Annotated in this window: 12 protein-coding genes and 1 rRNA gene; 7 read left to right on the forward strand and 6 right to left on the reverse strand. The window is 33.0% G+C overall.

Features of this window, described 5'->3' with window-relative positions; all coding sequences use genetic code 11:
* Window positions 1-85: 85 nt before the first annotated feature.
* The 4 genes from AC1Q7L_RS14130 to AC1Q7L_RS14145 all read left to right on the forward strand — a co-directional run bounded on the left by AC1Q7L_RS14130 (window position 86) and on the right by AC1Q7L_RS14145 (window position 4,593).
* Window positions 86-850, forward strand: coding sequence for a hypothetical protein (locus tag AC1Q7L_RS14130; RefSeq protein WP_492306477.1), 765 nt, complete (start codon window positions 86-88; stop codon window positions 848-850).
* A gap of 101 nt (window positions 851-951) precedes the next feature.
* Window positions 952-1,815, forward strand: a complete 864-nt coding sequence (locus AC1Q7L_RS14135; protein ID WP_492306478.1) for a hypothetical protein — start codon at window positions 952-954, stop codon at window positions 1,813-1,815.
* 59 nt (window positions 1,816-1,874) lie between these two features.
* The gene (gene uvrC, locus AC1Q7L_RS14140; RefSeq protein ID WP_492306479.1) at window positions 1,875-3,665 is read left to right on the forward strand and encodes an excinuclease ABC subunit UvrC; all 1,791 of its coding nucleotides are present in this window, start codon (window positions 1,875-1,877) and stop codon (window positions 3,663-3,665) included.
* A gap of 136 nt (window positions 3,666-3,801) precedes the next feature.
* Window positions 3,802-4,593, forward strand: coding sequence for a T9SS type A sorting domain-containing protein (locus AC1Q7L_RS14145; protein ID WP_492306480.1), 792 nt, complete (start codon window positions 3,802-3,804; stop codon window positions 4,591-4,593).
* Window positions 4,594-4,674: 81 nt separating this feature from the next.
* On the opposite strand, the gene AC1Q7L_RS14150 is transcribed toward AC1Q7L_RS14145, so the two are convergent.
* Together AC1Q7L_RS14150 and AC1Q7L_RS14155 are read right to left on the reverse strand one after the other, a co-directional pair.
* Window positions 4,675-5,493, reverse strand: coding sequence for an anti-sigma factor (locus tag AC1Q7L_RS14150; RefSeq protein ID WP_492306481.1), 819 nt, complete (start codon window positions 5,491-5,493; stop codon window positions 4,675-4,677).
* A 1-nt stretch (window position 5,494) separates the two neighbouring features.
* Window positions 5,495-6,004, reverse strand: coding sequence for an RNA polymerase sigma factor (locus tag AC1Q7L_RS14155; protein WP_410692689.1), 510 nt, complete (start codon window positions 6,002-6,004; stop codon window positions 5,495-5,497).
* 265 nt (window positions 6,005-6,269) lie between these two features.
* Here AC1Q7L_RS14155 and AC1Q7L_RS14160 point away from each other — a divergent pair, with 265 nt between their 5' ends.
* Entirely contained in the window at window positions 6,270-6,836 is a 567-nt protein-coding gene (locus AC1Q7L_RS14160; RefSeq protein ID WP_492306482.1) for a fasciclin domain-containing protein, read from the forward strand.
* An 89-nt stretch (window positions 6,837-6,925) separates the two neighbouring features.
* Here the strand turns inward: AC1Q7L_RS14160 and AC1Q7L_RS14165 are convergent, their stop codons facing one another.
* From AC1Q7L_RS14165 to AC1Q7L_RS14175, 3 genes are read right to left on the reverse strand one after another with little or no spacing between them, the layout of a single operon-like run.
* Entirely contained in the window at window positions 6,926-7,669 is a 744-nt protein-coding gene (locus AC1Q7L_RS14165) for a hypothetical protein (RefSeq protein ID WP_492306483.1), read from the reverse strand.
* Window positions 7,670-7,679: 10 nt separating this feature from the next.
* The gene (locus AC1Q7L_RS14170; protein WP_410692687.1) at window positions 7,680-8,762 is read right to left on the reverse strand and encodes a putative type IX sorting system protein PorV2; all 1,083 of its coding nucleotides are present in this window, start codon (window positions 8,760-8,762) and stop codon (window positions 7,680-7,682) included.
* Between the two features lie 17 nt (window positions 8,763-8,779).
* Window positions 8,780-9,655 (reverse strand): DMT family transporter, encoded by an 876-nt coding sequence (locus tag AC1Q7L_RS14175; RefSeq protein WP_492306484.1) that lies wholly within the window; start codon window positions 9,653-9,655, stop codon window positions 8,780-8,782.
* Window positions 9,656-10,069: 414 nt separating this feature from the next.
* Between AC1Q7L_RS14175 and AC1Q7L_RS14180 the strand changes: the two genes are divergently transcribed.
* Window positions 10,070-11,698 (forward strand): acyl-CoA carboxylase subunit beta, encoded by a 1,629-nt coding sequence (locus tag AC1Q7L_RS14180; RefSeq protein ID WP_492306485.1) that lies wholly within the window; start codon window positions 10,070-10,072, stop codon window positions 11,696-11,698.
* Between the two features lie 187 nt (window positions 11,699-11,885).
* On the forward strand, window positions 11,886-12,344 hold the full coding sequence (locus AC1Q7L_RS14185) for a VanZ family protein (protein ID WP_492306486.1): 459 nt from the start codon (window positions 11,886-11,888) through the stop codon (window positions 12,342-12,344).
* Between the two features lie 314 nt (window positions 12,345-12,658).
* Here AC1Q7L_RS14185 and rrf read toward each other — a convergent pair.
* Window positions 12,659-12,729: ribosomal RNA gene (gene rrf, locus AC1Q7L_RS14190) — 5S ribosomal RNA — on the reverse strand; the annotation flags it as partial.

Below are 12,729 nucleotides of genomic sequence, written 5' to 3' on the forward strand. Positions count from 1 at the left end.
AAAGTAAAATTTCGGGCAGTATTTATTTTTCAAAACAAGTGATTTATTTCATTACTTTTACGTCCGAAAATAAAAACAATAAACTATGAAATTTAAAGCTTTACTGCTTGCATTCTGCTTTGTAAGTGTTGCAACTTTTGCCCAAGACAAGGTAAAATACTCAAAAGAAGACATCAAAAAAATGGAAATGTATCTTTTTAATGAAGGATTCAACACGCCATCTCCTAAGAAAACATCTACCGTAATTTTAAAGGATGGAACAACTTACAAAGGATTCTGTGGAAAAATCGACACTAAAAAAGGACAAATTTTTGAGGTTGCTATCAAAGACAGTATCTCGAAAAAGAGTACGACTTTCAATGCTGATCAAATTGACGAAATGTATGTTTACCCAAGCAACGCTGAAAAGTATGCAAAAGTAGCCAAGTACATGGGAAATATCAGAAATTTTGGAACAAAAAGTTTAAATAAGAATACAACGAACGAGCGTATTCATTTTGTAAACCAAACTGTTTCTCTTAAAAATAAAAAAGACGATAAAGAATTCTTAATGCAGGTTATCAACCCTGGATTTGATAATATTATTTCTGTTTATCACGATCCTAGAGCAAAGGAAACAACCGGATTTTCTGTGATGGGTTCTCCTCAATTAGGTGGTGGAGTTATTAAATCTTATTACGTTAAAAAAGGTGATAAAGTAATGTGGCTTCACAAAGATGATTTTGAAGACAACTATGATTTCCTTTTTGGAGATAATGCAGAATTCATGAAAAAATATCCTAAAAAATCTGTTGAATGGGATTATTTCAGCTTCTTGGTGAGCGAGTATACTCAGATGACAAACGGATAAAATATTCAATTATATCATGTACAAAGCTGTAGAAATTTTCTGCAGCTTTTTTGTTTTTAATGAAAAATTAGAAAGTGTATTTTTGCATTAAAATTATCATCATGAAACTTTACATCAACACAATACTGATTTTCAGTTTATTATTCTGGGGAGCTTTGGGACGGGTTTTCAAGGGTTGTTCAAAAGCGGATGATGTAGCTCATGCTGGCAGTTATGTGAAAAACCTTGATCATATTCCCTATCAGACCAATTATAAAACGATGGGGAGATATCTGACTTCTGAGGCTGTTATTAAAGATCCTATCTTACTTAAAAGAAACTTGGAAGTCACTGAAATTGTTGATAACAAAGTTATTAATGATTTGAAAATGAAAGATCCGTCTATAAAAAGTCAAGTTGACAATATTGATGAAAAATTTCTTCCTTCCGAAAGAATAGCTGAGTATCAAAAAATCATTGAAAAACATGCTAAAAGCATTAATTTTCATGATTATAAAAAGCTATTTAAAGTTGTAAAGCTTGCTTCTAAAATGAAAAAATTCTACATTTTGGACGGTAATGTAAAAGATGATAATAAAGAAGTGTCCGAAAATTATACTTATTCTAAAAATGGTTTTAATGTTCATGTTCCGAAAGGTTTTTATGAAATAACTTCGCTTCAAAATCCTATTATTGATAAAATTTGGATGAGTGACAATGCGATGATCACCGTTTACTCTTTTGAAAAAAATGACAAAAAATCATTAGAAGAATGGAAAAATTTCAAAGGGGAAAACCGTAAAATATTACAGTTATTTGAAAGTGAAGAAAGACTTATCAACCATTCAGTCTTTTTTGAGGGTGAAAAAATTTATGGCTCATTAAAAATTTTAAAACAAGGAAATAAAATTTTATTCGTAGAAATAAGCTTTGACGACCATTTATCTTATATCGACGGCCGAAAAGATTTGTTATCTAAAATTTAAAATAGGTTAAAAAAATATTAGTATCAACAGATAAAAGCAAAATTCCGTAATTTTGTTATATGAATCCTTCTTTAGAATTACAACTCAAAACTTTACCTTCCGAACCCGGTGTTTATCGTTATTATGATAAAAATGAGCATTTATTGTATGTCGGAAAGGCGAAAAATTTAAAGAAAAGGGTTCTCTCCTATTTCAACAAAAATCTTCCGGGTTACAGAACAAGAATAATGGTTGGGAAGATCCAGCGATTGGAAACGACCATTGTAAACAGTGAATATGACGCCCTTTTATTGGAAAACAATCTGATAAAAGAACATCAGCCATTTTACAACGTCATGTTGAAGGATGACAAAACCTATCCTTGGATCTGTATTAAAAACGAAAATTTTCCAAGAATATTTTTAACGAGAACGAAGATTAAAGATGGTTCAGAATATTATGGGCCTTACGCAAAAGTACGTCCTGCAAAGATTTTATTGGAAACTATTAAACATATTTACAAGCTTAGAACCTGTAATTTAAATTTAGCTCCAACCAAAATTGCAGAAGGAAAATACAAAGTTTGTCTTGAATATCACATCAAAAATTGCGAAGGACCTTGTGAAGACCTGGAAAGCAAGGAAGATTATGATGAAAAAATAGACGCCATCCGCGGAATTGTAAAAGGAGATTTCCGAAAAGCAAAGGAATATTTGGTTAATCAAATGATGAAACATGCTGAAAATCTGCAATTTGAACAAGCCCAAATTATTAAAGAAAGACTGGATATTTTGGAAGATTATCAGTCCAGAAATACGGTTGTTAACCCAAATATCGATGATGTAGATGTGTTTGGAATGACCAGTGATGAAACTGCTGCTTATGTGAATTTCTTTAAGATCAGAAACGGAAATATTATTCAGAGTTTCACGACAGAAATTAAGAAAATTCTTGAAGAATCGGACGAAGATATTATGGAAGAAGCTTTGATTGAAATTCGTCAGAAATTCGATTCAGATTCTAAAGAAGTGCTGCTTCCTTTCCATTTATCTGTTGAAATTCCGAATGTAAAATTGATCGTTCCCAAAATGGGCGATAAAAAACGAATCGTTGAACTTTCCGAGAAGAATGCCAAAGAATATCGTCTAGAAAAATTAAAACAAGTTCAGATCATAGATCCGGAAAGACATACCAACCGAATCATGGCAGAAATGCAAAAACTCCTGAGAATGCCTGTTGAGCCAAGACATATCGAAGGTTTTGATAACTCGAATATTCAGGGAACAAATCCGGTTTCCGCTTGTGTTGTTTTTAAAGATGGAAAACCCAGCAAAGCCGATTACAGAATTTTTCACCCTAAAACCGTGGAAGGTGCCAATGACTTTGCAACGATGGAAGAAGTAATCTACCGCCGTTACAAAAGACTTTTGGACGAAGGTGATGCCTTGCCACAATTAATTTTGATCGATGGTGGAAAAGGACAGCTTTCCTCTGCTGTAAAAAGTTTAAGATTATTAGGACTTTACGGAAAAATTACCATCGTCGGGATCGCCAAAAGATTAGAAGAAATTTTCTTCCCCGAAGATCCAATTCCTTTATATCTTGATAAAAAATCTGAAACCCTTAAAATTCTTCAGAGAGTTCGAGATGAAGCCCACCGTTTTGGGGTAAAACATCATAGAACCAGAAGAACAAATTCTACTATAAAATCTGAGTTGGAAGAAATTCCGGGAGTCGGAGAAAAGACAATTGAGTTGCTTTTATCTAAATTAAAGTCTGTAAAACGTATAAAAGAATCCAATTTGGAGACGTTGGAAGAGATTCTTGGGAAAAGTAAGGCGAAAGTTATTCATGATTTCTTTAATAATTAATTAAAATTGTATTTAAAAATCAATATTCAAATAAAATTAATCTAAAAATTTAACTTTTATTAGCAATTAAACATAAAAATTAGATATTTTCATATTTTTTCATAATTTAGTTTTACAACAAAAAACATCAGATATTATGAAAAAAAACTACATTTTAGCAAAAGTATTTGCATTATTTTCAATGTTAGCTACTACCGCTCCACTTTATTCTCAAACGTATTGCAGTCCGAGTTATCCCAGTGGATGCAGCTCTTGGAGAATTACCCAAGTAACAGTTCCTGAAGCAGGATTCAATAATTCATTTGCATCCGGAACCTGTACTTCCGGAAGAGACCGGACTTCTGTTATTATGAATTTAAATACAGGTACAAATTATACACTCAATGTCTCCACAACCAACTGGACTGCCTGTGGAATGGCAATAGATTTCAATAAAGATGGAGATTTTGACGATGCAGGAGAAAACCTGTTCTTACCAGCTTACATCGCCAATCAGAATCAGACATATACTGGAACTTTTATGGTCCCATCATCTGTAACGGCCGGAAATTATAGAATGAGAATCTGGAACCGTCTGGCCAACGCCGGAGCAGGAATGCCTACCGCCGATTCTGCCTGTGCAACTTATGCCTATGGAACTTGGACGGACTATACTGTGAATGTTTTAGGCCCTTTATCTACCTCTGAAGTTTCTTTATCTTCTGCTAAAATTTATCCAAATCCAGTTTCTGATATTCTGACAATTGAAGATACCAAAGCTATAAAATCTGTTGAAATATATGATTTTAATGGAAAATTAATAATAAACGAATCTTTTAAAAATAATAAAAATACATCTGTAAGATTATCTGATCTTGTTCCAGGAACTTATACTGCAAAAGTTATAAGTGAAAAAGGAAATCAGAGTATTAAGTTTATCAAAAAATAATTATTTATCAACCATTTGCTACGAAATAAGCTCTTGAATTTCAAGAGCTTATTTTATTTTACATTATATTAAATATTATTTTTAGACCTCACCCATTACATACATATTTTCCATGGTCGGCGTTGCACTTCCACCCTTTTTCTCAAGAGTTATCGCAAATGCCTGAGCATTTTTTATGTTGGCAAGAGCTATTTTACTGTCTTTATCTTCTGTGTACATTCCTGCACTTACAGGTTTACCGTCTGCAATCGCCCAAAGCTGATACTGCATTCCTTCCGGAGCTTTTGGTAAGCTATCGGCATTTAAGTAAACTTCTTTAGATTTTTTATCCCAGAAAACCATTGCTTTAGAGTCAGAATGTTTTTCCACTCCTTTCAAAACAACCATCTGCATATCTGCACCTGATAACATTTGCCATTTCTGCTGCATTTTTTGATATGCTAAATCTTTAGACTGCTTTTCGGTTTCAAGTTTGGCAATAACTTCTTTGTTTTTAGACTGCGTATTCATCCAGAATAAATTTCCGGCAACACTTACTAAAAATAGCACCGATGCTGCAACAGCGTAGGTTTTCCAGTTGTTATTTTTCTGAGTATTAATCTCTTTTATTTCTCCCTGAACTTTCAGATCTGGTTTTATTTCTGAAATTACAGGTCTCGCTTCTTCAACAATCTGTTCCTGTTGAATTTTATTCCAAATCTTAGATTTTAAATCATTTGGAGGAGTCACGGCCTGAGCCGTTGCCAAATCTTCCAAAGTTTTTTGAGCTTCTTCAAAAGCTGCTTTAACTTCAGCATTGTTCTTCATCACACACTCCAAAATGCCTGCTTCCTCTTGAGAAGCAAAACCTAGAATATAAGATTCTATAATTCCGGATGATATGTATTCCTTAGTGTTCAATTTATTGATAATCTTTTAACAAATCCTTTAATTTTATCAATGCATTCCGCATTTTCGTTTTAACAGTACCCAGCGGTATCTTCAGTTTTTCGGATATTTCATTTTGTGTATACCCCTGATAATAAGCCAGATCTATAAGCTCCAGCTTATCAGTCTCCAAACCTCCAAGAACATCTTTAAACCCGATAAAGTCGGATGATTTATTAGTTGTTGAAAGTTCTGCACTGTTATATACGAAATCAGGGAGTGGTTGGTTTTTAAGCTCGTTTTGAAAGCCTTTTGATTTTAAATAATCAATCGCCGTATTTCTGGCAATATTGATCATCCATGTATAAAATCGGCCTTTGGTTGAGTCATACTGAAGAATGGAGTTCCAGATTTTCACGAAAACATCCTGAATTACTTCTTCTGTATATTCTTTTGATTGTACGATTCGGAATATCACACCATAAAGCGCGCCAGAGTAATGGTCATACAAATAATGAAAACCAGCTTCGTTTTTTTCTTTCAATAAAACGATAAGTTCCTCTTCCGAATAGTTTGTTTTAATAACGAATATTTTTCAATCCAAATGTAATGAAATAAACTGTATTACAAAGAAAAACCAAAAAATAATTTATATCGTAAATGATTTTGAAATGAATTCAAACTTTTATTAACTCAGGAAAAATAATTTAAATAAAAAAATAATTTTTAAATCTAAAACAGAATCTACATCGTAAATGGTAGGTAAGAATAAGAAATCAAACAATATTTAATTTAAAAAATCAAAAAAAATGAATACAAGATCAAAAATCGCAGTTCTAGGAATGGTAGCTTTATCATTTGCTTTCAGTGGAAATCTAACTGCACAAATGAAAGAAAAAACAGTAATGGTAGGTGGAGCAGCAATGTACCCTTCTAAAAATATCATTGAGAACGCTGTAAACTCTAAAGATCACAAAACACTAGTTGCAGCAGTAAAAGCAGCAGGTTTAGTTGAAACTTTACAGGGAAAAGGACCTTTCACAGTATTGGCTCCTACAGATGCTGCCTTCGCAAAACTTCCAAAAGGAACAGTAGAAACTTTAGTAAAGCCTGAAAATAAAGAAATGCTTACTAAAATTTTAACGTACCACGTTCTTGCAGGAAAATATAATGCTAAAGAAATTTGGGCTGCGGTAAAAGCCAGAAACGGAAAAAGTATGATGAAAACCGTTGAAGGTGAAGATGTTACTTTCTGGACAAAAGGAAAAGATCTGTATGTTACAGATGCTAAAGGAAATAGTGCAAAAATCACGATATCTGATGTAAATCAGTCTAATGGTGTAATTCACGTAATTGACACTGTTCTAATGCCTTAATAATTTTTGTTTTTATGGTTAGCTGTTATTAAAAGCCCCTACCTGAATTTCAGGTAAGGGCTATTTTTTATTTTTTGATGTTGTAAACTTTATTTTCCGGCAAAAACCTCCTTAGAATATTCTCCATTCGCCTGAGGAATTTCTATTACAATATTTCCGTTTTCAAAATATCCGATTGTAGAATCTCCATTTTCCAATTTTACTCTGAAAACATCTCTTTTTGTAGTTGCTTTAAAAGTTGCAAATGGTAAAGAACTATTTGGTTTAACCAAAATAAATTGGTTATTATCAATTTGCACTTTCTGTACATCTAATTTTCCGTTACTGTATTTACTTGCCGTACTTTCTGTAGAAGATACAGCAACAGTGCTGGAAACAGTATTATTTACAGGTGCTTCAACTTCTTTTTGAGCTACAATGGCAACCGGATTAGCAACCGGAACAGCAACTAATGCCTGCTTTAAAGCATCCTGGAAACCTTCTTCGAATGCTTTGATGCTTGAGCTACCTTTTGATTCTAAGATAACTTTATCTTTACAATCTTTAAACTGTAAAATCACTTTATTTCTTAAAAAACCACTATCATCCAATATATTCGCATTGATAACATTACATTTATCGTCCTTAGCCTCCATTGGCCAGGTTTCTTCTTCTCCTTGAAGAATATTATACTTTTTAGCTGCCAGTCCTTTTGTTACAAAATTTTTCAGCCCAAAATCTTCTTTAAAATCTTTGAATTTTTCTGGAATAGCAATATATTTATAATCAGAAACCTTTTGCCCAAAAGCTATTACTGAACAAATTGTAAGTATAAGTATTGATAGTTTTTTCATTTTTAAAATTTTAATCATTTCTAAATGTTCCCATATCCAATTTAAGAGAGAAGAAATTAGAATAGAAATTAGAACCTCCAATTCCTGAGTTTGTAATTGCATAATCTAAAGTAAGACCTCTATATTTAATCCCAATACCCGCACTCGGTTGGAAAGAAACTTTTCTTTTAAGATCTTCGATATCTGTAATATTTTGGAATCTGTTTACTCCTAATCTTACAAAAATCATTTTTTGATATCCTACTTCTGCTCCCGCGTAAGGTGTGATACTTGCAAAATCTGTAGAAACAAGAGCTGCCGTTTTAGCAAAATCTACATTAATACCAGCTTCAGGCAAAACATAAATACTACTGTTAATATTGAAAACCTTACTTGCACCTACATTTAATTTAGGCATTGTAAGTTCCATTTTATCCTTTGGTGCAGGGTTAAATTCTTCACCATCTACAATTGTGGAAAGTTCTTTTTGGTTTACACTCCAGAAGTTGACCGTTGTTGTTGCATCTCGAAGCATCCCTCCAAATTTCCATCCGTTGTCTGCCTTATAAATTGCTCCTACATCAAATCCAAAACCATAACCGCTTGCAAATTTACCTACATTTCTGTAAACGATTTTTGCATTTACTCCGACATCTAACTTTGTATTTCCAGCAGGATTAAAAGCATAAGAAATGATTGCCGCGTAATCGGATTGTGAAAATTTAGTGATTTTGTCATAGTCGATATTTCCTTCAGGATCGATCAACTGGGTTGTATTCAAAATATTATCAATACCCAATCTCACAACAGAAACTCCGAAAACTCCTGTTTCCAGAACTTTTGCATAAGCCAGATAATCATATTTTGCAATCGATTCGAAATACTCGGCGTGCATTGCTGCTCCCTGCCAGTCTCTTTCTATCGACATCAAACCTGCCGGGTTCCACATAGGAGAATATACATCATCCTGATTGGAAATCACAGCTCCTCCCATAGCAAGGCCTCTGGCTCCTGCTCCGATATTCAGGAATTCATTGGAATATTTCCTTATAATTTGAGCCTGAGAAGTCCCAAATAATACGAAAGAAGCAAGTAAAAAATATTTTTTCATCATATAAGTTTGATGCTTAGTTAAAGTTTTTTTGTTTTTCTGGCCTTTATTAATCCATTTGCAATGATTGCCAGTATCATAACACCAGATGCAATATAAAATATTGGGCTCATATGTTCCGATTCTCCAAAGATAAAAAAAGCTAGTATAATTCCGTAGACTGGTTCTAAATTAACTGTTAAAATTAGTGTAAAAGGCGAAATATACTTCATCAGATTCACCGATTCCAACATCGGGAAAGCTGTAAAAACACTTGCCAATAAGCATATTAACGCAATATCGCTGTAACTTATTTCATTCATTTGAAAAATTTGACCACTAAATAAATAAAATATCAATAAAACGAACCATCCAGAGAAGATTTCATAAAAAATAATGTTCCCGGAGCTTGTTTTCCCAAACATTTTTCCATTAAAAACAGAAAATATAGTTCCAAAAATAGCACAAAAGACTCCGTAAATGATTCCTTCTTTATATTGAAACTCTGTTTTAAAAATCAATAAAATACAGGAAACAATTACCACTCCCATGATAACTTCCGAGGCATCGATCTTCCTTTTAAAAATAATGGGTTCTAAAATGGAAGCAAATAATGTTGATAATGATAAACAGCTTAATGCTATCGAGACGTTTGAAACTTTGATCGAATAAAAGAAGCAATACCAGTGTAAAGCCATAGCTACTCCGATCGCAGCCAACTGAAAGAATAATTTCTTAGAAACTTTTATACTCTCTTTTTTATAGACTCTGATAAAAGCGTATAAGAAGATCGCGGCAAATAGCATTCTATAAAATACGAGGATTTGTGCATTAGCCTGAATCAGTTTTCCCAGAATTGCAGTGAATCCCCACAAAAAGACAATTAAGTGTAATCTGAAAAGCGCTAATTTATGCATATCCTATCTCCTTTTATTTTTTAACATGCAAATTTACAAATAGCTTTTACAAATCTTATAAAAAATACGTATTTACTTCAATTAAATTTAAGAAATTATATTAAATATTAATACTGGCTTCAGTTTTCTTTAAAATTAATGTTCATCCAAATAAAAAACCCTGAAAGTCTGTTAAACTTTCAGGGCCTTCAAATAATAAACTATTAAAAAAATAAACTAGGAACTTAGAGTATTTCATAGAGAATATTATCCCTATAACTCTTATGTAAAGTTAGAAAAAATATCAAACATTTAAAACATTTTTTTGTTAAATATTTCACAAAAATCTGAAAACCAATCCATTAAACGCTTGTTTTATTTAAATTCAGAATTCTTATAAAAAGAGTATCTTTAGACGGAAAAATTTGAAATTTTATGGACATTGAATTCAACAAAAGAGAAGATCAGAACAGATTAAAACTATCCGAAATAAATAGACTACTTGCTGAAATAAAAAAAGGAGGAGGCGAAAAACGACTTCAAAAACTTCGTGATGAAGGAAAAATGACGGCAAGAGAAAGGGTGGAATATCTTCTTGATAAAGATTCAGATTCTATAGAAATCGGTGCATTTGCAGGTTACGAAATGTATCCGGAACATGGAGGATGCCCAGCTGGTGGTGTTATTGTGATGATGGGTTATGTTTCCGGAAGACAATGTTTGGTTGTTGCCAACGATGCCTCAGTAAAGGCTGGGGCTTGGTTTCCAATTACCGGAAAGAAAAATTTAAGAGCTCAGGAAATCGCGATGGAAAATAAGCTTCCAATCATTTATCTGGTAGATTCTGCAGGCGTTTATCTTCCGATGCAGGACGAAATTTTCCCTGATAAAGAGCATTTCGGTAGAATTTTTAGAAATAATGCTAAAATGAGCTCGATGGGAATTATCCAAATTTCAGCAGTAATGGGAAGCTGCGTTGCTGGTGGAGCTTATTTACCTATCATGAGTGACGAAGCGATGATTGTTGATAAAACAGGTTCAATTTTCTTAGCAGGAAGTTATTTGGTGAAAGCTGCAATCGGCGAAACTATTGATAATGAAACACTTGGAGGAGCAACTACACACTGCTCAATTTCAGGAGTTACAGATTATAAAGCTAAAGATGATAAGGACGCTTTAAACAGAATTAAAACAATCATGAAATCTATCGGAAGTACTGAAAAAGCAGGCTTTGATAGAATTGAAAGTTTCCCACCAAAAGAAAGTCCAGACAATATTTTCGGAATTGTCCCTGTTTCCAGAGCAGACCAATATGATACTTTGGAAATTATCAAATGTATGGTTGATAATTCTGAATACGATGAGTATAAGCCCGATTATGGTAAAACGATTATCTGTGCAACTGCCAGAGTTGATGGTTGGTCCGTAGGAATTGTGGCTAATCAAAGAAAATTAGTAAAAAGCGGTAAAGGAGAAATGCAGTTTGGTGGAGTTATTTACTCCGATTCGGCTGATAAAGCGACAAGATTTATTGCAAACTGTAATCAAAGAAAAATTCCTTTAATATTCTTACAGGATGTTACCGGATTTATGGTAGGATCAAAATCTGAGCATGGAGGAATCATCAAGGACGGTGCAAAAATGGTAAATGCTGTTGCAAATTCTGTAGTTCCTAAATTCACCATTATTACAGGAAATTCATACGGAGCAGGAAATTATGCAATGTGTGGAAAGGCGTATGATCCAAGATTAATTGTTGCTTGGCCTTGGGCGGATCTAGCGGTGATGGGTGGATCTCAAGCTGCTAAAGTTTTGGCACAGATTCAAGAATCTACATTGAAAAAGCAAGGTAAAGAAATCACAGAAGAAGAACACAATGAAATACTAGATACGATTTCTAAAAGATACCAAAAACAAACTGAGTCTACCTATGCTGCTGCAAGGCTTTGGACAGATGCAATCATTAATCCTACAGACACCAGAAAATGGATCTCTATGGGTATTGAAGCGGCAAATAATGCTCCTATTACAGAGAAATTTAATTTGGGAGTTATCCAAGTCTGATAAATCGATTTCAATTAAAATATCAAGCCTTACTTTAAAAGTGAGGCTTTTTTATTGAGTTAAAAAATATTAAAGAAGCATAAAGTTTCAAAATCTTCTACATTAGGGCAGAATTTTTGTTATTAAATTAAGCTTAAAAGCTAATAGCATTATAACCTTTTTTATTACTAATCCCTAAAGGAAACCTATGAAAAGATTTTTTGCAGTACTTATTACTATTTATACTATTTTGCTTTTATACATGATGTTTATCGGATGTGGCAGAGAAACATCACCTAGAAGTTATTTTCAGCTAATTCCATTTAAAACGATTCACCATTTTTTCTGTGATGATCATATCTACAAACAATCATTTTTAATAAACATAATTGGAAACATCTTTGTTTTCAGTCCATTTGGATTTTTAGGATTAAGTATTAAAAAACTCAATAAAATTATTCCTACCACTCTATCTTTTATAATTTCAATAAGTTTAATTGAATTAACTCAATCCCTTACAGGCAGAGGTGTAGCTGATATTGATGATGTATTTTTAAATACTCTAGGAATGCTATTGGGTTACTTTATATTCAAATATGCAACTTGGAAAAATATAGCTAATATTAGATTTTATTTTGATCTAGAACATAAATTACAAACGGCTTAAAATGTATTAGTCCAATTACACTTTCTTATTTCTACTATTAATAAAGATTTACCACAGATCACACGGATTTTCACAGATGTCTGTGAATATTATCAAATAGTAATGTAATGATATTTGAGATTGCTTCGTCACTACGTTTCTCGCAATGACAGAGCAACGCCTCTATCTTCTATCTTCTAGCTTCTAGCTTCTAGCTTCTATCTTCTAGCTTCTAGCTTCTAACTTCTAACTTCTAACTTCTAGCAAAAGTAAAACTTTGTGTTTGGATCAAAAAAAAGTCTCATACAAATGAATGTATGAGACTTTTAAATAAAAACTGGCGGCGACCTACTCTCCCGCTTTCGCAGTACCATCGGCGCTGGTGGGCTTAACTTCTGTGTTCGGA

This window comes from Chryseobacterium sp. GW823-FHT05E08, assembly GCF_058795655.1.

What these genes read in the sequence shown, in the direction of transcription:
- AC1Q7L_RS14130 (WP_492306477.1), top strand. Translation starts at nt 86, where the DNA reads ATGAAATTTAAAGCTTTACTGCTTGCATTCTGCTTTGTAAGTGTTGCA.
- AC1Q7L_RS14135 (WP_492306478.1), top strand. Translation starts at nt 952, where the DNA reads ATGAAACTTTACATCAACACAATACTGATTTTCAGTTTATTATTCTGG.
- uvrC (WP_492306479.1), top strand. Translation starts at nt 1,875, where the DNA reads ATGAATCCTTCTTTAGAATTACAACTCAAAACTTTACCTTCCGAACCC.
- AC1Q7L_RS14145 (WP_492306480.1), top strand. Translation starts at nt 3,802, where the DNA reads ATGAAAAAAAACTACATTTTAGCAAAAGTATTTGCATTATTTTCAATG.
- AC1Q7L_RS14160 (WP_492306482.1), top strand. Translation starts at nt 6,270, where the DNA reads ATGAATACAAGATCAAAAATCGCAGTTCTAGGAATGGTAGCTTTATCA.
- AC1Q7L_RS14165 (WP_492306483.1), bottom strand. Translation starts at nt 7,669, where the DNA reads ATGAAAAAACTATCAATACTTATACTTACAATTTGTTCAGTAATAGCT.
- AC1Q7L_RS14170 (WP_410692687.1), bottom strand. Translation starts at nt 8,762, where the DNA reads ATGATGAAAAAATATTTTTTACTTGCTTCTTTCGTATTATTTGGGACT.
- AC1Q7L_RS14175 (WP_492306484.1), bottom strand. Translation starts at nt 9,655, where the DNA reads ATGCATAAATTAGCGCTTTTCAGATTACACTTAATTGTCTTTTTGTGG.
- AC1Q7L_RS14180 (WP_492306485.1), top strand. Translation starts at nt 10,070, where the DNA reads ATGGACATTGAATTCAACAAAAGAGAAGATCAGAACAGATTAAAACTA.
- AC1Q7L_RS14185 (WP_492306486.1), top strand. Translation starts at nt 11,886, where the DNA reads ATGAAAAGATTTTTTGCAGTACTTATTACTATTTATACTATTTTGCTT.